This window comes from Nostoc sp. WHI (assembly GCF_015714725.1).
GTDB lineage: Bacteria > Cyanobacteriota > Cyanobacteriia > Cyanobacteriales > Nostocaceae > Nostoc.
In genome coordinates this window covers 56,620-77,917 of the sequence record NZ_WBKM01000145.1, presented here as the reverse complement: position 1 = coordinate 77,917, position 21,298 = coordinate 56,620, and the positions used below count along the sequence as shown (strand labels likewise).

Below are 21,298 nucleotides of genomic sequence, written 5' to 3'. Positions count from 1 at the left end.
CTCCCGATTGAAATCCCTGCCACACTTAAAATGCTAATTTACGGATAGGTCGAGGTAATAAAAACTGTGCCATTGGACTTTAATGAAATCCGCCAACTACTGGCAACTATCGCACAAACAGATATTGCAGAAGTCATACTCAAAAGCGATGACTTTGAACTAACAGTCCGTAAGGCTGTGAGCATTAGCAATCAGGTTTTGTCGGTAGGTCAAGCCACCTTAGGCGGTGTGGTAGGTTCGGGCTTGTCGGGTTCATCTGGGGGAAACCAGGTGAGCGCAAGTCAGGTAACGGAGGTGTCCACATCTCGCGTGTTTGAGAATACTGGTACTAGCACACAAGTGCAACTGTCAGTAAATCCTCCCTCAATCATTGATCAGAGATTAGTAGAAGTGCCTTCCCCAATGGTAGGAACGTTTTATCGCGCTCCTGCGCCGGGGGAAGCGGCATTTGTAGAAGTGGGCGATCGCGTCCGCAAGGGTCAAACAGTCTGTATCATTGAGGCGATGAAGCTGATGAATGAAATCGAAGCCGAAGTCTCTGGACAGGTGATGGAAATTCTTCTCCAAAATGGTGATGCCGTAGAATATGGTCAACCTATGATGCGAATTAACCCAGATTAAGTATTAATCTATATATGAAATGAGTCATTGTTAAAACTTTCAGTCCTTGCGGGTTAATCCTGATGAAACAAGCGTTGCCTTTACCACCAGAAGTGGTGCAACAAGTAGCTGAATACTTCAGTCTGTTAAGTGAGCCGATGCGCCTGCGGCTGCTACACTTACTACGGGATGAAGAAAAATGCGTGCAAGAGTTGGTAGAGGCAACACAGACTTCTCAGGCAAATGTGTCAAAACACCTGAAAGTAATGTGGCAAGCAGGTATTCTTAGCCGCCGCAGTGAAGGAACTTGCGCCTATTACCGGGTAGAAGATCAAATGATTTTTGATTTGTGTAATCGGGTTTGCGATCGCCTCGCCACAAGGTTAGAACAGCAAGCCCGTAACTTTCGGGTGTTAAATAGTAATCGGCAAGCTTAACTAAGAGTTATGAGTTATGAGTTATGAGTTATGAGTTAAAACTCCTCACTCCTAACTTCTAACTCCTAACTTTTTTAAAGCGGATAATTTTTCTGAAAGCTTTCACGAGTTAGTGGCTGTTGCAACTCTACACCCTCACCGCCTAAAACATCCAACGGTTTGCCGTTAATGTCAATGTAAACCTTGGCTTTTGGATTTAAAGTTGTCGCAGTGTAAACAACTTGTCCCACCCGACCCATCATTGAAGTGCTACCACCACCACTGGTAAAATCTTCAGATAAATTAACGTGAACTTCATCATTTTCCGTCTTCAGCCCCAATAGTTTGGTTCCTTTGGGAATAGTTGTCGAATCTGTCCCTTCTGTTGGCCCTGCTAACAAACTCTGGAAAGCTGCTTCTAAAGGCTGGTTGGAGCGTACAGAAGCTATTTTAAGAGGCTGGGGAACCAAAGCAACATTTTTGTCATTTTCCTTTGATCTGAGCCAATAAACGTTAGGGGTTTGCTCATTAACTGGCTGCCTAGTTGATGGCTGTGCTGGCTGTTCGATGCGCGCAGAGGGGTTTGATGGTGTAGGAGAATTGCTGGACTGTGAGGTAAACCAAGCCACACCGCCACCCACTGCTAAAACCACTACTGAGACGGCTGCAATTACGCCTGAAGAAATACGATTAGATCCTTGTTGGTCTTTCATGTTCAAAACCTTCCTGACTGAGGGCTGAGATGGTGGTTATGTGAGGAGCAGCCTGATTAAGGACGATAGTTATAACTGAAGAGTTTCCCCCAACCGGGAGGAGACTTTATGCCTCAAAATGCGATTATTTTTAATTTTGCAAATCTCTAACTCCATTTTAGAATTTTTACTTTTTATCCGTCACCTGCCAAATTATATAAATCTCATTCTTTCTGGAGATGTTGAAGATGAAATTTACAACGCAGAGGAACGCTGAGGAAAACGCAAAGGAACGCAAAGTATTTATTACAAAAGCCCCTCCGCGAACCTCTGCGCTTCCCTTTGCGTTTAATTTTTACCCTCTATTGCTTCCGTAATCCACTTATGAAGTGTAGTTGTAACTTCCTCAATGACAATTTCTTGAGAGTTACGGGTTGCTCTTTCTACAACTTCGACTTTGCCATTAGCGATCGCACGTCCGGTTACAATTCTATAAGGTATGCCAATCAAGTCAGCGTCTTTAAATTTCACTCCCGCCCTTTCATCGCGGTCATCGAGTAGAGTTTCGATTCCCGCTTGATTAAGTTCTGTGTAAAGTTTTTGGGCGATTTCAATTTGTTGAGCATCTTTAATGTTAGGAATTGTGACGATCGCGTGATAAGGTGCGATCGCAACTGGCCAAATAATCCCATCTTTATCGTAAGATTGCTCTACGGCAGCTTGTGCTAATCGTGATACACCTACACCAAAACAACCCATAAATAGCGGCTTTTCTTCACCCTGTTCATTGGTATAAGTTGCTCCCATCGCTTGGGAATATTTAGTGCCTAATTGGAAGATGTGACCTGCTTCGATTCCACGGGCGCTTGCAAGAATTTGTTCTGGGTTGTGGATGGCGCGATCGCCTGGTCTGGACTTCCGCACATCTACTACACTGCTTGGTAACTTAAGTTGCTCATTCCAATTAGCACCAACTACGTGATAACCAGCTTCATTGGCACCTGTAACAAAGTTTTTTAAATCAACGACTGTTTGATCCACCAAGCGTAAAAATTTGGGATGGATCTGTTTATTGGCGGCAATATAATCATCTGCAATATCTGGGGCAATGTAGCCTAAAGGTAGAGATTTCGCTGTCCATGCTTGTTGGGCTTCTACATTTGGTACATTCAAACTAATAATAGTTTTAGCACCATATTCAGGAGCTAGTTTAGTCAGTTCATTTTGCAACTTGACTTCATTAACTTCTTGATCGCCTCGAATGCTCACCAGAACCAACACCGTTATACCGTTATCATAAACTGTCTGATAAAGGACATTTTTCACTAATTGAGTGGGAGAACAGTTGAGGAGTTGACAAACCTTTTCAATGGTTTCTGTTCCAGGTGTATCGCGTTTCTCATAAGTTGTAAACCGTGAGCTTTCGGTGTCAATTGGTAAAGAAACAGCCTTTTCTACGTTGGCGGCGTATTTACCATCCTCAGTGTAGAGAACTTCATCTTCACCAGCTTCCGCCAAAATCATAAATTCTGTGGAACCAGAACCGCCAATTGCACCAGAATCAGCTTCCACTGCTCGAAAAGCTAAACCAGAACGCCGCAGAATATTGCTGTAGGCTTTATACATATCCTGGTAAGTTTCTATGAGGCTGGCTTCATCGGCATGGAAAGAGTAGCCGTCCTTCATGATAAACTCTCGTCCACGCATCAAACCAAAGCGGGGACGAATTTCATCGCGAAATTTGGTTTGAATTTGGTAGAGATGTAGTGGTAGCTGACGATAAGAGCGAATCATATCACGAGCGATCGCAGTAATAACTTCCTCATGAGTTGGCCCTAATCCTAATTGTTGCTCACGGCGGTCAATCAGGGAAAACATGATCCCCTCAGCTTTCGTATAAGTGTCCCAACGTCCCGATTCCTTCCATAAATCAGCAGGTTGTAATTGCGGCAAAAGACATTCTTGTGCGCCTGTAGCATTCATTTCTTCCCGGACAATTTGGGAAACTTTTTGCAGTACCCGCCACATCAACGGGAGATAAGCATAAATACCGCTACCGATGCGACGAATGTAGCCTGCACGGAGTAATAATTTATGGCTGGGAATCTCAGCATCAGCCGGATCATCCCGCAGTGTAACGAATAACATTTGTGACAGTCGCATCGTTTATTCCCTTTCCAGAATCTCTAATTTGTTTATAAACCACCGGACGATTAGAAATCGCGGACACACAAACTCTCGTTCGCCTGGCCGGACTAAGAAGTTATCCTAGTTTTGGAACCTGCATTGTGAGCGCGATCAGCATCTTACAGCCGTTAAGATATGGCATAATATAATCCTTGCAACTATTTAATCTAGGTCTAGGTTATGAGTCATTTGACATTAAAACTAGACACTGTTCACCTAAGTGACGAACAATTTTATCACTTATGTCAAAACAACCGCGAATTTAAATTTGAACGCACTGCCAAGGGAGAATTAATCATCATGTCCCCCGTTGGAGGAGAAAGCGGCAATCGAGAAGCAGATTTAATTATTGATTTGGGAATTTGGAATCGGCAAACTGCCCTCGGTTTTACCTTCAGTTCTTCTACTATATTTAAGTTACCCAATGGTGCTGACCGTTCGCCAGATGCAGCTTGGATTCAACGAGAACGATGGCAAGCACTTACACTTGAACAAAGACGCAAATTTCCCCCCATTGCACCCGATTTTGTCATTGAATTAAGGTCAGCAACAGATGATTTGGAAATGTTGCGTTCCAAAATGCAAGAGTATATGGATGCAGGCGTGCAATTAGCATGGCTGATTAATCCCCAACAGCAGCAAGTGGAAATTTATCGCCAAAAACAAGATGTGGAAGTGCGAAATCTGCCCACACAATTATCGGGTGAAAATATATTGTTAGGATTTAGCTTGAGTCTATCTTGTTATTAATATTTGCGGCGTTGTTGAATGAAAGTATGAATTTATCTCACGCACTGGCTCCTCTGCAAGTGGCTTCCCGCAGGGGTAGGAATAAGGGTTTCAGAGAGTTATTGCGTAAGTCCTAACTAAGTTGATAAGCACAACTTGATGGCGCATACTTTGTTTTGCCTGGAAATCACGGGAGATACCGCTCCCGTCATGAGAGATACCGCTCCCATAAGTTCGGGAACCGCTCCCGTCATGACAGATACTGCTCCCATAAGTTCGGGAACCGCTCCCGTCATGACAGATACCGCTCCCATAAGTTCGGGAACCGCTCCCGTCATGACAGATACCGCTCCCATAAGTTCGGGAGCTGCTCCCGTCATGACAGATACCGCTACAGTTGCAATATTAATAACTACAGCTTAAGTAAGTAGGCAGTGATTGCGAAGGTCGTGTTCGCGGAGCGTCTCCAAGAGTTGCAATCTCGAAGTCTTGCGATTGCTTATCTTCTCTAATAAAGGCTGTGCAAACGAGACGCTGCACGTAGTTTGCTTATTTGCAGGAGTACGCGACCCTCGCAATGACAAATGTATATTTAATGTTGACTAACTACTTACAGCCGTTAAGATATCTTAAAAGAAATAACACCGGGCGATTAGAAATCGCGGCACCTTTAGGAGAAACTACTTTGGCAGATGTAATTTATCAAGCACAAGCACCCTTAGAATTTATTCCTCCGGCCTTTAACCCGTTATTTCTACGAGTTGTCCATCTGTTGCTACCCAGTTGGATAAACTGGCAAACAGCTATTACCCAAATTGAAGCAGACAACGTAGAGAATTTGGTGGATCTTTATCAACAGTTTCAAGATGGTAAAGTCCGCTTTATGTTGGCATTTCGTCATCCTAAAACAGATGATCCATTTTGTTTGACCTACTTGCTGTCTCAACTCGTGCCGAAGGTAGCGCGATCGCAAGGTACAATACTACAACTTCCGATTCACGCTCATTTCATCTACGATCGCGGCATTCCTCTATGGGCCGGTTCCTATGTAGGTTGGATTGCTTCTCGTTTAGGTGGTACTCCGATTCAGCGCGGTAAAGCTGACTGGACGGGGTTACGTTCGGCGCGTGACTTGTTTGCCAATGGGAAATTCCCGATGGCGGCTGCGCCAGAAGGTGCTACCAATGGTTTATCAGAAAATATTAGCCCCCTAGAACCTGGTATCGCCCAATTAGGCTTTTGGTGTGCTGAAGATTTGCAAAAAGCTGGACGTGATCAACAGGTTCTAATTGTACCAGTTGGGATTAAATATAGTTACGTTGATGCTCCTTGGGATGCGATCGCCAATCTTTTAAGTGAATTGGAAGCGGCTAGTGGTTTACCTGTGAATCCACCAGAACTTGCTTCCGTAGAGTTGCTTTATCCTCGGTTGTTGGCTTTGGCAGAACATTTACTTTCGTTGATGGAAGAATTTTACACCCGGTTTTATCATCAAAAGCTGGCAGATCCCAAGATTGTCGCTGGGCAAATTCCAGATAGAAATGAAGCGTCAGCAGTTCGTTTGCAAGCTTTGTTAAATGCGGCACTGTTAATATCAGAACAGTATTTTGATTTGCAGTCAAAAGGTAATTTAACTGACCGATGTCGGCGGGTAGAACAAGCCGGCTGGAATTATATATTTAGAGAAGAATTTAAGGATGTAAAAGGAGTATCTGCTGTAGAAAGAGCTTTAGGCGATCGCGTTGCCGAAGAAGCGAATGCGCGGATGTGGCACATGCGTTTAGTAGAAAGTTTTGTGGCTGTTTCTGGGAATTATATTCGTGAAAATCCAACAGCAGAGAGGTTTGCTGAGACAACTTTAATTTTAGGGAAAATGATCTCTAAAATCAAAGGTAATAAAGCTGTACAGCGTCCGCAATTGGGTAAGCAAAAAGTCAAAATTACTGTGGGTAAACCCATATCTATTTCTGAGCGTTACTCGGCGTATCAAGGAAATCGTTTGGCTGCTAGACAAGCTGTTGCTGATGTGACAAATGATTTGCAACACGCATTGGAAGAATTGATTTAAAAATGAAGATTAAACGTAAAGACACAATTAATATTCATTGCGTCTTTACTTAGTTTATGCAACTTAAATATTTTCTTTAAAAGAAACTACTCAGGTAATTCGCCAAAGCGATCGCGGTAACGCTGTAACAACTGTTCTACTAATTTGCGTTGCTGTTGTTCCTGTTCTGCACGAATACTTTCTTGTTCTGCACGAATACTTTCTTGTTCTGCGCGAATACTTGCTTCTTCAGCACGAATACTTGCTTCTTCTGCAAGTTCTTCTGGAGTGGGAAATCTATTACCTTGTTCATCAAACCAGTATAGCCACTCGCGCTGCCATCCTTCATGGATACCTTGACTTCTACCAATTCCCAAACCTATTTCAGGCATCCAGGCGGGTTCACCAAGGTGACGCACATATTCACCTTTTTCTAGTCGATAAACTTCAAAAGGTTGATGCTTGTCGCGCTGATAATAATCAGGGTTATAAGTTACATAATACAACACGCCCAACTTGGCATAATCGGTCTTTTTCTTGTCGTATTCTCCCCCATAAGTTTGTGAAACAACTTCCAACACCAATGTAGGAGAAACGTTATTTTCTTCTAACAAAACATAGCTTAACCGTCCCTTGGGATCATTCTTACGGCGTGGTACTCCTATGCTTAAGAAGCCATCAGGAATTATAGGAGTTCGCCGAATTTGACCTGTACGATCATAAATGCCCATATTAACACCAAAAAACCAGTCCCATCGGTCTTGCCAAATTAAGGCTAAGATTGCTTTTAATAAGTTGGGAATCAGGTTTTGTAGTTCATTATCCACAGGCGTATCATCGGAACAAGGTAACTCTTCTGAGGAAGGAAGATACTCAGGTGTGTTGTAGTCTAGCATGACGATTTATAGTGAAAATCTATGAATAAACGTCCGCTGACTTCACCTTAAGAGAATATCAGTATCAGCGGTAAATAGCAATAATACCCTATTCATTATATAAGACCTTATAGCGCGTGTACACGCTATAATAAAATTGAGCGATGGTCTTTTAAAAATAATTTATAGATCAATAGACCTTGGTGCGTCATGCTGTAAACACATTTTAAGGCGGTTATCTTCAGCAACAAATCCCAGTTTTATAAGACAGTGAAATTCAGTCTTGAAATAGTTAATTAAATAGTGAAAGTCATGCAACAGATTACTATCGACACAGCATCACAACACTTACACGAATTAATCGAAGCAGCAATCAATGGCGAAGAAATTATCATCACCAAAGATGAGCAGCCAGTGGTTAAGCTAACTCCGGTGATTCCAGAGAAAAAACGCTCTCTTTTATTTGGTAGTGCCAAAGGTTTGATTACAATAACAGATGACTTTGATAAGCCATTAGGAGAGTTTCAGGATTATATGTAATGGAGATAATATAATCACTCAATCGGAAATTAATTAAAAGTTTTGCAGTTGCAGAGGTTAATTATGGAAACTACAACTAAAAGACAAGAGTTGTTAAAAGCAATCAATCAAAGACTAGAACAAGCTTATGAAGACACTTTAGAAGATGTTCTAGAACTGTTAGACATTAGGAAAGTAGAGGATAAAGAGGATATTAAAGCCTTTGAAGAAGCTGAAAATGAACCTACTATTACTTGGGAACAGTACAAACAAGAATTAGAATCGTGACTTATCAAATAGAAATTTCTAATAGGGCTGTAAAACAATTAAAAAAATTATCTGCTGATATTCGAGATAGAGTTAACGAGAAAATTTTAGAACTGGCTGACAATCCCCGTCCTAGCGGCGTTGTCAAGCTAGAAAATACCGACAATAAATATCGTATTCGTATTGGCAATTATCGGATTTTATACGAGATTCAAGATGATGTGCTGATAGTTAAAGTTGTTAGGGTAGGACATCGAAGAGATGTTTATCGAGATGAGTAGATTGTCAAGTTAATACTAATTTTTTAATCTGCTTTTGCAGCGATTTTAAAATAACATCCCAGAAAATATCTTAGATAAATCGAGTGACAATTCAGGGAAACATGGCAGATGAACTGATTCATTTGGCAGATAAATCAGTTTGCGGCGATAACCAAATTTACCTTGCAAAGCTTGATAAGGTTCGCTATAGCATTCTAGATAATAATCTACTAAATTATATATCCAATAATCAGAAATACCTGCTTCTGCATAAATAGGTAGCTTTTCTTCTTGGTCATATTTTAAGGATGAATCAGCAATCTCAATTAAGAGTAAAATATCAGATGGATTGGGATGATTCCCTAGATAGTCATCATCTCTATTTTTTGCAATTACTCTATCTGGTTCAGGCTCACTGTTGTTAGATAAAGTAATTGGTTGTTGTCCTCGCAGGATTGCGCGATCGCCTACTAACTTATATAATTCTCTCTCTAGGCGTGTTTCACAAACAGAGTGCGGTGTACCTTTAGCAGCCATCTGGACTATTTCACCCTTAATTAGCTCTACTCGCTCATCCTCCTCGAAAAAGCCGAGTTCAGCTAGCCGATGATATTCAGCTATAGTAAAGCGTTTAGCAGTGGTAAGGCTCATAACAATTACGAGAATGCAGAGTTATTTGCATCTTAACCTTAGAACTGAATCTGGCGTTGCTGAAATTAAGTATGATTTACTACCCATCCAATTTATAACCCTGTTTGTAGACGCAAAGCGGCTTAATACAAGTAATAATTATACTTAGAATCAGCAATGTCCTGAATCCTTACACCAATTTTTTTTGAGCTTGGATATCACGGGCAAACCAAAATATAATTGCTCCTAAGGCTGGTAAAAGCGTTACACCGACAGTTGTACTTGGAATACACAATAGGATGCTAGTAATCACGAATCTTTTTGAATGTATGTTTAAAGCTGCAACTCCCAGCAGTACAGAGGAATACCAAGAGCAATACCAAGGAGCAGCAAATAGAAATAATATTAAGGTAATCCATCCTATGTTTATACTAAGATTAGTTTCAGAATATTTTTTTTTCCAATATGGTTTTATCAGAATAATCAAATAAGAAAGTACAAATATAGAAAACATTAGAGATTTAAATATTGAGAAGAGATTCTGTTGGAAACTTAGAGAAAAGTTGAGAATTTTAAAACTTATTAATTTCTTAACTAAAGCATGTAATGAAGCACTTACTTTTCCTTCAACCCCAGGATTTAAAAGGCTTTTCCAAGCATCTACTGTAGGCAAAGCTATAAGATAAGCTGCAAAAATTATAGCTACAGAGATACAAATAGCACTGAATAAAATTTTCCAACGTTTTTGCTTAATTAAGTAAACAAAAACTAAAGGCAGCCAAATAATTGGTAATGTTTTAATTAGAAAACCAATCCAAGCTGTAACGATCGCAGCTATATAATTACGATTTTTGAGGCATATTACTAAAATAATTAAAGCTGTAGAAATAAAGACATCAATATGTGCATTTATAACCTGCTCATATAGCAGAAATGGGTTAACTAAATATGCAATTGTTACATTAACTTTATGAGGAGAGTTTTTTAAATGCCGCCATATTAAGTAAGCATTTAATATATGGAATAAAAGACATATTAATTTAAATACATAAATTCCTAAGCTAGGAGTAATTGCAACGAAAATAGCGGAAAACGTAAAAAATAGTTGAGATACAGGCCCATAAGTTGAAGTCTGTTTCCAGACAAGAAATGCAGACAACTTTGAAGTAAATGTGCCTGCACCATTAATAAAAGGGTTAATTCCATTTAAATTCATCAAACCATAATGCACATATAAATTAACATCGGTACTTATTGGATAACTTATCAAGGCAATTAACAAAAAAAATGAACTATTTTTTAGTATTTTTATAAAAGTTATATCTGTTTGTTGATTTTTATTTATTATTAACCACAGAATATATATAATATTTAAACACAAGTATTCTATAACTGTTCTTAGTTTGTCAAAATTGTTAGAAAAATCACGTAAATATTTACCTGTGGAATTAGCTAAAGAATCAAGATTAAAAGAATAAGCTCTAATTGCTAATTCTCCACATAATACTAATGACAAAACTATGGCAAGACCTAACAATATTTGGTTTATTTGGTTTTTTCTCATATAAGGAAAATTATTCATATTTACCCTAAGATAGGTTGGCAGAAAAATATTGTGTTTTGCGTCTACGCTCTATTACTGATGCTGAATACTCCTTGTTAACGAGGGACGAAAGACCTATTTTCTCACATTTGGTTTTTTTTTGCAAACCTACTTAGAACTAGCCTATGCCGTCATTGGCAGACAATAGCAACAACAAATAGGGGTAAAAATTTTACCCCTACAAAGTCGTGTATTATTTTAAGAATAGCTAGAAAAGGTTAGTACTATTAACTTAAGTGACTTTCTAGCAAAGATGCGATCGCATCGGTAGAAATATTCTTGTATTTCTTGTTACCAATTTCTAAAACCCAGTTGGGGGCGCTGCTACAGCATTTTTGGCAGCTAGTATATTCAATGATAACTTTGTCTAACAAATTGCGATCGCTCAAAGTTTTTTCTAATTCTGATAATAACTCTTTACCACCACGCTTGAGGCAACCAGACTTTTGACATACCATAATCCTCGCTTTGGGTTGAGGTGGTAAATCTTGATTTGGACACCCATCCATTGGTGTCACCCGATAGGCTTTGATTTTAATTTTACTTGTGTGCGAGTCTAACTTACTATGAGCAAAAACCCGAATTTGCTGACCAGGAACTAAGGATAAACTTAGAGAACGGCGCAACTCTTTAGGCAGTTTAATTTCTACATTTCCAGATGGAACTGCCAATTGCAAGTATTTATATTTTCCTGGTTCACCACCAACAAAACCTAATAACTGTCCCTCAAGATTCAATTCTGATAACGTCAAATACTTGTCACCCATGATTGATAAAAATTTGGGAGTGGGGAGTGGGGAGTAGGGAATTAAAAGTTAGGAGTGGGGAATAGAGAATTAAAAATTAGGAATTAAGAGTTAAGAATCATAACTCATAACTCATAACTCCCTACTCCCTACTCCCCACTCCCCATTTTTTAAGCGAGGCGTTTAGCTTCTACAGTTTTGGGTAAATTGGCTGCATCTGGCAATTCACTAAATTCCAATTCCCAACCATTTGCTAGGGTGAGAATCTTGCCATCATTTCCATCGGTTTGTTTGACGACTTCTTCTTCAAGGTCTTTCTTAGCAACGTAAACTACTAAGGTGCCGGCGTCATTCATGCGTAGCATTACTTTCATGAGATTCCTCAACAGATTCTAGTTCTTTTTTCATACAGCCGACGACGAACCCTGTTTCTAAGAAATGCACAGCATAGATATAGGAAGTCTGCAAATATGTGCCTATACTCGCTATGTAGCCGATATCTCCCTTGTTTACTAAAACTTGGCCGACTTCCTTACCGGGAAAAGTACCATCGTTTTTTAGCAGTTTACGAACTCTTACTTTTTCACCAATTTCAAAAGCAGGTGGTAGGTTTAGTTCTAATTCATCGCGTTGCATGAGAATACCTCTGTTCTCTGACCAAATTCAATAGTTCTTCTGTCGTCAAACTGCGTTTTTTCTGTACCGATTGATGGCGCACTGCGTCTAAAACAGACTGGGTTTCTTGGGAGTTCAAGAAAATGCCATGCTGCTCTAGCAAGTTTGAAACCAAATGCCGTCCAGAATGTTTACCTAATACTAAGCGCCGTTCCCAACCCACTTCTTCGGGAGCAAATGGTTCGTAGGTGATGGGGTTTTGCAATACTCCGTGAGCATGGATGCCAGATTCGTGAGCAAAAGTATTTTCGCCAACGATCGCCTTCCAGGGTGGTACACTAGCACCGGATGCGGCAGCAACGAGTTGAGACAGTTCCAGCAAACTGGGAGTGTCAATGCCCAAATCGATGCCGTAAATGCGTTTGATAGCCATGACAACTTCTTCTAATGCTGCATTTCCTGCTCTTTCACCTAATCCGTTGACTGTGGTATTCACGGATGAGGCTCCGGCTTTGATACCTGCAAGTGCGTTGGCAGTTGCCATACCAAAATCATTATGCGTGTGGATTTCTAGGGGAATCATCAAAGCTGAAACCAGCCGTTGGACTTTGGTGTAGGTGGTGAAAGGGTCAAGAACTCCTACGGTGTCGCAGAAGCGAAAGCGGGATGCACCCCATTCTTGGGCATAAAGCGCTACATCTAAGAGGAAGTTTTCATCAGCCCTGGAAGAATCTTCTCCGCCGACTGCTACCCAAAGACCTTGATCGAGAGCGAAGCTGATAGAGTCTTTGAGTTTTTGTAAACTTACTCGCCATTGACCGTGAAATTTAGTGGCAATTTGGATACCAGAGACGGGAATGGCAATATGCACTCGATTCAGACCGCAAGCGATAGAAGCCTTAATATCTGAAATGACAGCGCGGTTCCAGCCCAAGAGTTTTGCTTGTAAACCCAAGTCAGAAATTGCGGCGATCGCTCGTGTTTCTTCCTCACCCATTGCCGGTATACCTACTTCTAATTCCGGTATACCAATGGCATCGAGAAACTTAGCGATCGCTACTTTTTCTTCTAGGTTAAAAGCAACACCTGCTGCTTGTTCGCCATCACGTAATGTCGTGTCATTAATTATGATTTGATTCATTGCAAATATCCCTCTGTTGGAAGTATTCTTAATATCCTTTCTCTCTACAATCCCTAGTAATGGTAAATGCTAAAAATATCACAATTCATAATGTAGGATATATGATCCTTAATTATTGTCCAATTAGTAGCATCACATCTGTATGGCAGGGAACTAAAACCATGTATAATTTACTAATCGTTTTTACCGATGTCAGTTGAAATTTGTTCGAGTAGCAATGAACTAATATAGCTATTAGCAAATCCGGAACAAAGCAAAACACAGAATCCAGCAATTAAGGATGTAATCATCTTAGTGACCTCATATTTTCTAGAGCATTGGTGTGTAATTTAGGCAGGTAATGATATTCAAAGTTAAAGGATACAAATTAGTTAACTTTGTTCTGCTAGCCAATCAAAAATCTTTCCTAGCTGTTCTAAGTCAACTAAACCATACTGCCAGAGAAGCATCGGTAGTGGGCCATTTTCTAATTCCCGGTGTCGCAGAGCTACAGCAATATCAGCATTTGAAAGTTCAAGTTCATTGTGCAAAAAGTTGAGGAGTTTTATATTTCTGTTACGAGTCGGCATAGTTGAACTTTAAATTTATTAATTTGGAAAAGAGTTAAAAATTAGAAATTCCAATTTAATTTGGTAATTCCGCCTTTTTAATTGTCGTTATATGTCAGGGAAATTTCAGATTTAGCAGACTAGATAAAATCTAAAACTCGACTAATCTTTCTCAGTTTGCAACAAAATCTGCTAGCTGACAGTAACTTCAACTTCTAAACTCATTCGAGGTTTGTGCATCTATGAACAAAAGGGGGAGTGGGGAGTAGGGAGTGGGGAGTAGGGTATGAAAAACTTTTCATTTTTACTCAGGATTCATCCCTGTAATGCCAGCAACGCTCTAGCCACTCTAATAATTCGTGACGAGAAGCAAGAAATTGCATAACCGTACTGCGAATTAGAATTGCTTCTAGCAAATTGTTCACTTCCACTCGTAAAGAACCATCGGGGGGACAGGAACTCTTAATTTTTAACTCTTGCAAACGGTGATAGATTCGCCAGCGATCGCTCAAAGGAATCTGCAATACTTGATCGCCTAAAGTATGATTTGTCATTTGTCCGTTGTCCTTTGTCATTTGTACGTTGTCTTTTCTCATTTGTCCGTTGTCATTTGCAAATGACTAATGACCAATGACTAATGACTCTTGACTTCTAAAGTTTGCAGTTGTTTTTCGAGTTGCTCGATCCGCGAGAGCAAAGAACGAATCACGGTTGCTTCCACATCGGGTAGCTTTCCATGTTCTAAGGGAGAAAGGCTGGCGCTTTTATTCCGAGAAATAATTCGGCCGGGAACTCCCACCACAGTGCGATCGCTGGGAACATCCCGCAAGACAACCGAACCTGCACCAATACGGACGCGATCGCCAATTTGCAGATTACCTAAAACTTTCGCACCCGCCCCAATCACAGCATTTTTACCCACTGTGGGATGACGCTTACCAGTTTCTTTACCAGTTCCGCCAAGGGTGACGCCCTGATAAATCAGTGTATAGTCGCCGACGATCGCAGTTTCGCCAATCACAACACCCATTCCGTGGTCAATAAACACGCCTTGACCAATCTCTGCACCTGGGTGAATTTCAATTCCGGTCAAAAATCGCCCCAAATGAGAAATTAAGCGGGGGATAAAACTCACTCCTCGACAATGTAACCAGTGAGCCAGACGATGCAAACATAGCGCGTGCAATCCTGGATAGCAAAACACCACCTCTAGCCAATTCCGGGCTGCGGGATCGCGCTCAAAAATAATGCGAAAATCACTCAATAATGGCTCAAAAAAAACGCCAGAGAGTAAATTTTTCAGCATAGATGTATGGGCAGAATTCTGCGTTTTGGTAGTCTGGCGTAGCCCGTCGTAGACATCGCTAATATTGTCTAAAGACTGTTGCATCGGTAATGTCTATCTGGTAGAAAGAGTTATCTGCTATTTTTATGCTTATATCAGGCGACTTCCAACTAGATAGGAAAACTAATGTTGATTGGATTTATTGGATTGATTAATGTTGTACTCAAACGCCGAAACCCCTACTCAAGATAAACTTAAAATTTGTCTTGGGGTAGGGGCGCTAGTCTTTAACAATAGGGGTGTTAGTATTTTTTGGGCAGGGTTAAAGAATTTCTGTACTCGCTACAAGAAACTTTACCTGTAAGCCTTGGCAAACATTTCATCAAGATATTTTGCAATATATTAAGCTGTACTCAGATGCACTCAAACATGAGTTAAATGAAACTACAAATCGTTTTTTGTATACGCTACTACTATTAGTATCTTATTATTTGGTTGGACGAATAACAGATTTCTTTATTTTCTTTTAGGATTTGCTGTCTGTATGTATGCATACGTTTCAAAATATAGTTATCGCTCATAGTGAATATCTTATTGTTGAAGGAAAGCAGTTCAATGAGTGCAAATAGACCTGCTTGCCGAATTCATAATTACTAAACTTTTCTCTCTTGATAATGACCCATCACTAATCAATACGGTTCGGATAAGATCCCCCCGCCTGTGGCGACCCCCTTAAAAAGGGGGTAAAGGAGGAAAAAAGCCCCCCTTTTTAAGGGGGGTTGGGGGGATCTCCGAGAGCCAAACATATTAACCGAACCGTATTGCATCACTAATATCAATTTGAAAAATGATTGCTACAGATGGACAGAGAAACCCAGATACAGTAAGCGGTTTCCAATCCAAAATCTAAAATCTAAAATTCAAAATGGTATAACTTTGAATACTTTTATTATTTTTTCAATTGTTCTAAATAAGCAGCAACCTCTATCATAATGCTGTTACATCTTTGTTAAGAATAGTTACAGCTTATTAACACAAGGAAATATTTCGTATGGTAGTTGCACTTAATAATAATGCACCACATCAGGTTGTAATCGTTGGTGGTGGTTTTGGTGGACTGTATGCAACAAAGGCTCTGAATGCAGCGAATGTAAATGTTACTCTCATTGATAAACGTAACTTTCACCTATTTCAGCCGCTTTTATATCAAGTTGCTACAGGTGCGTTAGCACCTTCTGATATTTCTGCACCATTGCGATCTGTATTTAGCAAAAGCAAGAATACAAAGGTGTTGTTGGGAGAAGTAAATGATATTGATCCAAAAGCGCAACAAGTTACTTTGGGTGATGAAGTAGTACCTTATGATACATTAATTATCGCCACAGGTGCTAACCATTCCTATTTTGGTAAGGATGACTGGAAAGAAGTTGCTCCTGGCTTGAAAACTGTGGAAGATGCGATAGAAATGCGTCGCCGGATATTTGGCGCATTTGAAGCAGCAGAAAAAGAAACTGATCCAGAAATTCGCCGTGCTTGGTTGAGTTTTGTGATTGTGGGGGGTGGCCCGACGGGTGTAGAATTAGCAGGTGCGATCGCTGAGTTGGCATACAAAACTCTCAAAGAAGATTTCCGCAGCATCGACACTTCAGAAACGAAAATTTTACTATTACAAGGGGGCCCTCGCATCCTCCCACACATGGCGCCAGAGTTATCGGCATCAGCAGCAGTATCTTTGCAAAAGTTGGGTGTGGAACTCCACACTCACACTAGGGTGACAAATATTGAAGGTGATATCGTTACTTTCAAGCAAGACAATGAATTTACAGAAATTGCCTCAAAAACTATATTGTGGGCAGCAGGTGTCCAAGGTTCCCCAATGGGGAAAGTCTTAGCAGAAAGTACAGGTGTAGAGTGCGATTACTCTGGGCGTGTAATTGTAGAACCTGACTTGTCTATCGAGGGTTATGCCAACATTTTCGTAATTGGAGATTTAGCTAACTTCTCCCACCAAGATAGTAAAGTCTTACCTGGTGTTGCACCTGTCGCTAAACAACAAGGAGAGTATGTAGGTAAACTAATTAAACAACGGCTTAAAGGTCAGACTTTGCCACAATTTAATTACAACGATGTGGGTAGTTTGGCGATGATTGGGCAAAATTTAGCTGTTGTAGATTTAGGCTTAATCAAACTCACAGGCTTCATTGCTTGGGCATTTTGGCTACTAGTTCACATCTACTTCTTAATCGAGTTTGACACTAAATTACTAGTAGTATTTCAGTGGGCGTGGAATTATATTACTCGTAATCGTCGCTCTAGATTGATTACAGGTCGAGAAGCTTTTGTAGAACCAAAAACTGTTAACAATACGGTGCAACAGGCTTCTGTGACACCTCTGTAACTTCAAATCACAAGGGGCTATTGAGTGATGAGTGCAGTGTGGTGGCAAATCTTGGGCGAAGATTAGCTGTTCCAGGAAAAGAATATGGGGATGATATCAAGTTCGGCAAATCACTTACGATATGTCATTGCGAATGCAACGAAGTGGAATGAAGCAATCGCAAAGTTTTGGGATTGCCACGCGACCCTCGCAATGACATAAGTCTTAAGTCGAACATGATATGAAATACCGCCCTAAGCAATTTTGGCAATTTGGCATCTCATAACTTCGAGTTGCAGTTTCAATGGAGATATCAACACAACGGGACAGTAAAGAAGTGTACGGGGGATAAGGTAAAACTTTCCGCTTCTGGTGTCCCAGCTATGCCAGTTGTCAAATGAGTGCTGTAGAATAGCTCTACATAATTGATACAGCGCTCAACAGAGTTCAGTTCCTGCTCTGCAACTGGCTAGAAATCAACAAAACCAAATATAGCCCAGATGGCTAAACCCTTGTCAGTGGTAGTCTTGACAGTTTCTACCAGAAGTAGGTCGTGCTTAAGCGATAATAAATACATTTGCTTATAGATGCACAGTTATGATCTGCGGGCATTCTGACTCGGTTTATTCCGTCGCCATTAGCCCAGATGGCAAAACCCTTGTTGGTAGTAGTTGGGACAACACCATCAAAATTTGGCGGCTACCTTAGTGTTAGCGGTAGCGGGGCGTTTAGCCCGTGCTGAGTTAGCTGTTTTGAGTATTTAGCTGAAAACACAAAAAATAAGTAAAATTTACCAACAACACAGCCTGATTAATCCTGATTATGCTCTGTCTCGACTCTTTGAGCGATGGAGAAGTACTAGCAAGCGATCGCAGATTAATCAAGATTATCTGGATCTATGCCAAGCGATATCTAAAGTTACGTTAAGTTATAATCAGCAGTCCAACATTTAAAACAAATGAACTGGAAACTTGACGAAGCACAACAAAAACTGCCAGAGGTGATTGATGCTATTGCATCAGAACCTCAATTAATCTTCAAGCAGGACAAATTAGTTGCGGCGATCGTAGAACCTAAACTTTTTCAAGCCTTCCTTGCTTGGCATCAGCAACAAAAAGTCTCTTCCTTCGCAGATGCTTTTGTAGAACTACGTCAAATCTGTGCTGAAGAAAATTATATTTTAGAGACACCTGCACGATGTAGCGATCGCCCTATTCCATTTGCTGAAGAATAGTATGAGCTTTCTCTGCGATACTAACATTATCAGTGAATTATAGCAGTCCTAAATCATTTGTGAAAATTCTATATCTCTTTCTTCTTTCTTCCCTTTGTGTCCTTGGCGTTCTTGGCGGTTCGTTTCCTTATTTATATTTTTCACGACTCATTTAGGATTGCTATAGTAACTCTCCCAGGTATGAGAAGATGATACCAATTAGTGTGGCTATCTTTACCAGGACGGTAGGTAAAGCCTGCTTGCAGCAATAAGCTTTTGAGTTCTCTGATTTTCTTGGGCATATACTCAGCTTACATTTACCCTTCCCACTGCTGTAACTTCCCCTGAGTAAATTCCCGGACTTTCTAAGTCAAATTATTTTCTGTGCGTAGGCGCAGCCCGTCGTAGACATCGCCTAAAATTACCCCGCAATGCAATGTCCGAAGCGATCGCCCACGGACTCATGCAACACCTTGCTAACAATGACTGTTATTCTCGTGAAGGTAAGATGTATGGAGTATTATTAGTTGAACTATCCAATGGCGAACAACGGGTACTCAAAGCCTTCTCCGGTCTTTTGAATGGTTGCAGCGTAGTTGAAGGCTGGATACCACCAATTCCGGGAAGAGACGGAGTTGCTTTAGAGGAAGCCAGCACTTTGGCACAGTTGGACGCGATCAAGCAAGAACTCCTTACTTTGAAACAACTGAACGAACGCCAGCAGTATGAAACCTTATGTCATGAGTTTGAGCAGCAATTGCAAGAAATGAGCGATCGCCATCGTCATTGCAAACATCAACGACAGGAAAAACGTCAGCAAATCTGCAATACTTTTACTGGAGAAGCACTAACTCTTTCCCTTGAACAACTCGATGAAGAAAGCCGTCAGCAGGGACTTGAGCGACGACAACTTAAACGCCAGCAAAATGCAGTATTACAGCCCCTCCAGCAGTTAATTACAGCTACAGAGGCGCGAATTAGCGAACTGAAACAACAGCGTAAAATATTATCTCGTCAATTACAAGCTCAGATGCACGCTAGCTACAGCCTGACTAATTTTTCCGGGCGATCGCAATCGTTGCAGCAATTGATGCCAGAAGGCTTGCCCACTGGCACTGGAGATTGTTGTGCCCCAAAACTGCTCCATTATGCGGCAACGCATAACCTCAAACCACTGGCAATGGCAGAATTTTGGTGGGGAGCGTCTTCGATAAATCAGGACAAAATACCGGGAGAATTTTATGGAGCCTGTGCCGAGCGATGTCAGCCGTTGATGGGGTTTTTGCTCTCAGGGTTGAAACCTATTTCAATCATTAATAAAGATTTTTCCAAGGAAGAGATCCCCATTCTTTATCAAGATGAATGGCTGATTGCTGTAAACAAACCTGCTGGGCTGCTTTCGGTGCCTGGCCGTTACCGCGATCGCCAAGATAGTGTTTTGAGTCGCTTACGTCATCTGTTACCCGATGGCATGGCGCTTGCATCTGTGCATCGCCTGGATCAGGAAACTTCTGGTATTTTGTTATTGGCACGCGATCGCCAAACCCATCGACAACTCAGCCAACAGTTTCAGCAACGGCAGATTCACAAGGTTTATGAAGCCATACTTGGCGGGGCTGCGACAGTTGACCAAGGTACAATTGATCTGCCATTGTGGGGAGATCCGCAAAATCGCCCTGAGCAAAAAGTTGATTGGCAGCGCGGTAAACCCAGCTTGACACACTTCCGGGTAATGGCGAGAGAAGGAGGAGACTACACCCGCATAGAATTTATACCGCTAACAGGACGCACTCATCAATTAAGGGTTCATGCAGCTGATGCGCGAGGACTTGGGGTAACTATTTTAGGCGATCGCTTTTATGGATGCTGTGCAGAAGCAAGTCGGTTACATCTGCACGCTAGAGAACTTCGTTTTGAGCATCCACAGACAGGCGAAACTCTTCACATCCACTCAGAAACGCAATTTTGACGATATAACCTTCCCCACTCCCCACTCATAGGAATACGCGGGATGCGGGAAACTCAGCGTCTTCAGACCTGAGAGGGAAGCGGCACGGGCGAACGCCACTTGCTACAACGCTCTTAACCCGCGCAACGCAGTGGCTCCTTTAGTCGCAGTAGTATTTTTTTCTTAATTTGAGGCATGGTGAGGATCTTCAATATACTTTCTAACCGCCTCACTGCTTATGTTACCAGCAGTACTCACAAAATAACTACTTGTCCATAATGAAGGAAGTTTTAAAAGAGCAGGGAATTCTTTTCTCAGCAAATAGCTAGAGCGTCCTTTAAAAGCCTTAACTACTAAATGTGGAGTATCTGTAGGCTTGACGCTAACAAACAAGTGAACGTGGTCAGGAGCTATTTCTAAAGCGAGAATATCCCAATTTTTCTCTATAGCTAATTCAGCAAATATCTGTCTAATTTTAGTTGTCACTTCACCTACTAAAACTTTCTTTCGCCGTTTAGGGATAAACACAAAATGATAGTTAATCAAGTACTTGACATGGTTATGAGTATTATAATCTTGCTGAGTGAGCATCCTAGATTA

General features: G+C 41.0%; 26 protein-coding genes. 12 read left to right on the top strand and 14 right to left on the bottom strand.

Features of this window, described 5'->3' with window-relative positions; genetic code table 11:
* The first annotated feature begins 66 nt into the window (after nt 1-66).
* Both accB and F8S12_RS14845 read left to right on the top strand, forming a co-directional pair.
* Complete coding sequence (gene accB / locus F8S12_RS14850) at nt 67-621, top strand: acetyl-CoA carboxylase biotin carboxyl carrier protein (protein ID WP_196516572.1); 555 nt, start codon at nt 67-69, stop codon at nt 619-621.
* A 62-nt stretch (nt 622-683) separates the two neighbouring features.
* Nucleotides 684-1,037 (top strand): ArsR/SmtB family transcription factor, encoded by a 354-nt coding sequence (locus tag F8S12_RS14845; protein WP_196516571.1) that lies wholly within the window; start codon nt 684-686, stop codon nt 1,035-1,037.
* Between the two features lie 74 nt (nt 1,038-1,111).
* Here the strand turns inward: F8S12_RS14845 and F8S12_RS14840 are convergent, their stop codons facing one another.
* Entirely contained in the window at nt 1,112-1,729 is a 618-nt protein-coding gene (locus tag F8S12_RS14840) for a GerMN domain-containing protein (RefSeq protein WP_196516570.1), read from the bottom strand.
* Nucleotides 1,730-2,056: 327 nt separating this feature from the next.
* Nucleotides 2,057-3,871 carry a proline--tRNA ligase gene (locus tag F8S12_RS14835; RefSeq protein WP_196516569.1) on the bottom strand — a complete coding sequence of 605 codons (1,815 nt, stop codon included), beginning with the start codon at nt 3,869-3,871 and terminating at the stop codon, nt 2,057-2,059.
* Between the two features lie 204 nt (nt 3,872-4,075).
* Between F8S12_RS14835 and F8S12_RS14830 the strand changes: the two genes are divergently transcribed.
* The 3 genes from F8S12_RS14830 (at nt 4,076) to F8S12_RS14820 (ending at nt 6,692) form a co-directional block, all read left to right on the top strand.
* Nucleotides 4,076-4,645, top strand: a complete 570-nt coding sequence (locus F8S12_RS14830) for a Uma2 family endonuclease (RefSeq protein ID WP_196516568.1) — start codon at nt 4,076-4,078, stop codon at nt 4,643-4,645.
* Between the two features lie 138 nt (nt 4,646-4,783).
* Nucleotides 4,784-5,047 carry a hypothetical protein gene (locus F8S12_RS14825; protein ID WP_196516567.1) on the top strand — a complete coding sequence of 88 codons (264 nt, stop codon included), beginning with the start codon at nt 4,784-4,786 and terminating at the stop codon, nt 5,045-5,047.
* 262 nt (nt 5,048-5,309) lie between these two features.
* Nucleotides 5,310-6,692 (top strand): 1-acyl-sn-glycerol-3-phosphate acyltransferase, encoded by a 1,383-nt coding sequence (locus F8S12_RS14820; protein WP_196516595.1) that lies wholly within the window; start codon nt 5,310-5,312, stop codon nt 6,690-6,692.
* A gap of 86 nt (nt 6,693-6,778) precedes the next feature.
* Here F8S12_RS14820 and F8S12_RS14815 read toward each other — a convergent pair whose 3' ends face one another.
* Nucleotides 6,779-7,567, bottom strand: a complete 789-nt coding sequence (locus tag F8S12_RS14815) for a Uma2 family endonuclease (RefSeq protein WP_196516566.1) — start codon at nt 7,565-7,567, stop codon at nt 6,779-6,781.
* 291 nt (nt 7,568-7,858) lie between these two features.
* Here F8S12_RS14815 and F8S12_RS14810 point away from each other — a divergent pair, with 291 nt between their 5' ends.
* The 3 genes from F8S12_RS14810 (at nt 7,859) to F8S12_RS14800 (ending at nt 8,613) form a co-directional block, all read left to right on the top strand.
* Nucleotides 7,859-8,086 carry a type II toxin-antitoxin system Phd/YefM family antitoxin gene (locus F8S12_RS14810; RefSeq protein ID WP_196516565.1) on the top strand — a complete coding sequence of 76 codons (228 nt, stop codon included), beginning with the start codon at nt 7,859-7,861 and terminating at the stop codon, nt 8,084-8,086.
* A 63-nt stretch (nt 8,087-8,149) separates the two neighbouring features.
* Nucleotides 8,150-8,353, top strand: a complete 204-nt coding sequence (locus tag F8S12_RS14805; RefSeq protein WP_196516564.1) for a hypothetical protein — start codon at nt 8,150-8,152, stop codon at nt 8,351-8,353.
* Nucleotides 8,350-8,613: a type II toxin-antitoxin system RelE family toxin gene (locus tag F8S12_RS14800; protein WP_196516563.1), complete on the top strand. Its 264-nt coding sequence runs from the start codon at nt 8,350-8,352 to the stop codon at nt 8,611-8,613. Before F8S12_RS14805 ends, F8S12_RS14800 begins: the two co-directional genes overlap by 4 nt.
* A 45-nt stretch (nt 8,614-8,658) precedes the next feature.
* On the opposite strand, the gene F8S12_RS14795 is transcribed toward F8S12_RS14800, so the two are convergent.
* The 9 genes from F8S12_RS14795 to cysE form a co-directional block, all read right to left on the bottom strand.
* A complete protein-coding gene (locus F8S12_RS14795; protein ID WP_196516562.1) occupies nt 8,659-9,243 on the bottom strand; it encodes a Uma2 family endonuclease in 585 nt (194 codons plus the stop codon).
* A 169-nt stretch (nt 9,244-9,412) separates the two neighbouring features.
* A complete protein-coding gene (locus F8S12_RS14790) occupies nt 9,413-10,804 on the bottom strand; it encodes a hypothetical protein (RefSeq protein WP_196516561.1) in 1,392 nt (463 codons plus the stop codon).
* A gap of 248 nt (nt 10,805-11,052) precedes the next feature.
* Nucleotides 11,053-11,592 carry a (2Fe-2S) ferredoxin domain-containing protein gene (locus tag F8S12_RS14785; RefSeq protein ID WP_196516560.1) on the bottom strand — a complete coding sequence of 180 codons (540 nt, stop codon included), beginning with the start codon at nt 11,590-11,592 and terminating at the stop codon, nt 11,053-11,055.
* A gap of 149 nt (nt 11,593-11,741) precedes the next feature.
* Nucleotides 11,742-11,945, bottom strand: a complete 204-nt coding sequence (nifT, locus tag F8S12_RS14780) for a putative nitrogen fixation protein NifT (RefSeq protein WP_196516559.1) — start codon at nt 11,943-11,945, stop codon at nt 11,742-11,744.
* The gene (locus tag F8S12_RS14775; protein ID WP_094327372.1) at nt 11,920-12,207 is read right to left on the bottom strand and encodes a nitrogen fixation protein NifZ; all 288 of its coding nucleotides are present in this window, start codon (nt 12,205-12,207) and stop codon (nt 11,920-11,922) included. Before F8S12_RS14775 ends, nifT begins: the two co-directional genes overlap by 26 nt.
* Nucleotides 12,194-13,327, bottom strand: coding sequence for a homocitrate synthase (gene nifV / locus F8S12_RS14770; protein WP_196516558.1), 1,134 nt, complete (start codon nt 13,325-13,327; stop codon nt 12,194-12,196). The genes F8S12_RS14775 and nifV overlap by 14 nt, the downstream gene beginning before the upstream one ends.
* Nucleotides 13,328-13,698: 371 nt before the next feature.
* Entirely contained in the window at nt 13,699-13,896 is a 198-nt protein-coding gene (locus F8S12_RS14765; protein WP_196516557.1) for a DUF2949 domain-containing protein, read from the bottom strand.
* A 287-nt stretch (nt 13,897-14,183) separates the two neighbouring features.
* Nucleotides 14,184-14,429, bottom strand: a complete 246-nt coding sequence (locus F8S12_RS14760) for an Asr1405/Asl0597 family protein (RefSeq protein ID WP_196516556.1) — start codon at nt 14,427-14,429, stop codon at nt 14,184-14,186.
* 80 nt (nt 14,430-14,509) lie between these two features.
* Nucleotides 14,510-15,265, bottom strand: a complete 756-nt coding sequence (gene cysE / locus F8S12_RS14755; RefSeq protein WP_196516555.1) for a serine O-acetyltransferase — start codon at nt 15,263-15,265, stop codon at nt 14,510-14,512.
* Nucleotides 15,266-16,211: 946 nt separating this feature from the next.
* Here cysE and F8S12_RS14750 point away from each other — a divergent pair.
* The 3 genes from F8S12_RS14750 to F8S12_RS14740 all read left to right on the top strand — a co-directional run bounded on the left by F8S12_RS14750 (nt 16,212) and on the right by F8S12_RS14740 (nt 18,771).
* Complete coding sequence (locus F8S12_RS14750; RefSeq protein ID WP_196516554.1) at nt 16,212-17,558, top strand: NAD(P)/FAD-dependent oxidoreductase; 1,347 nt, start codon at nt 16,212-16,214, stop codon at nt 17,556-17,558.
* Between the two features lie 576 nt (nt 17,559-18,134).
* Nucleotides 18,135-18,245 carry a WD40 repeat domain-containing protein gene (locus tag F8S12_RS14745; RefSeq protein WP_196516553.1) on the top strand — a complete coding sequence of 37 codons (111 nt, stop codon included), beginning with the start codon at nt 18,135-18,137 and terminating at the stop codon, nt 18,243-18,245.
* Between the two features lie 250 nt (nt 18,246-18,495).
* Nucleotides 18,496-18,771, top strand: a complete 276-nt coding sequence (locus F8S12_RS14740; protein WP_196516552.1) for a prevent-host-death protein — start codon at nt 18,496-18,498, stop codon at nt 18,769-18,771.
* A 140-nt stretch (nt 18,772-18,911) separates the two neighbouring features.
* On the opposite strand, the gene F8S12_RS14735 is transcribed toward F8S12_RS14740, so the two are convergent.
* A complete protein-coding gene (locus tag F8S12_RS14735) occupies nt 18,912-19,052 on the bottom strand; it encodes a type II toxin-antitoxin system HicA family toxin (RefSeq protein ID WP_196516551.1) in 141 nt (46 codons plus the stop codon).
* A gap of 134 nt (nt 19,053-19,186) precedes the next feature.
* Here F8S12_RS14735 and F8S12_RS14730 point away from each other — a divergent pair, with 134 nt between their 5' ends.
* On the top strand, nt 19,187-20,719 hold the full coding sequence (locus tag F8S12_RS14730) for an RluA family pseudouridine synthase (protein ID WP_196516958.1): 1,533 nt from the start codon (nt 19,187-19,189) through the stop codon (nt 20,717-20,719).
* A gap of 162 nt (nt 20,720-20,881) precedes the next feature.
* Here F8S12_RS14730 and tnpA read toward each other — a convergent pair whose 3' ends face one another.
* Nucleotides 20,882-21,289 (bottom strand): IS200/IS605 family transposase, encoded by a 408-nt coding sequence (tnpA, locus tag F8S12_RS14725; protein ID WP_196516907.1) that lies wholly within the window; start codon nt 21,287-21,289, stop codon nt 20,882-20,884.
* Nucleotides 21,290-21,298: the final 9 nt, after the last annotated feature.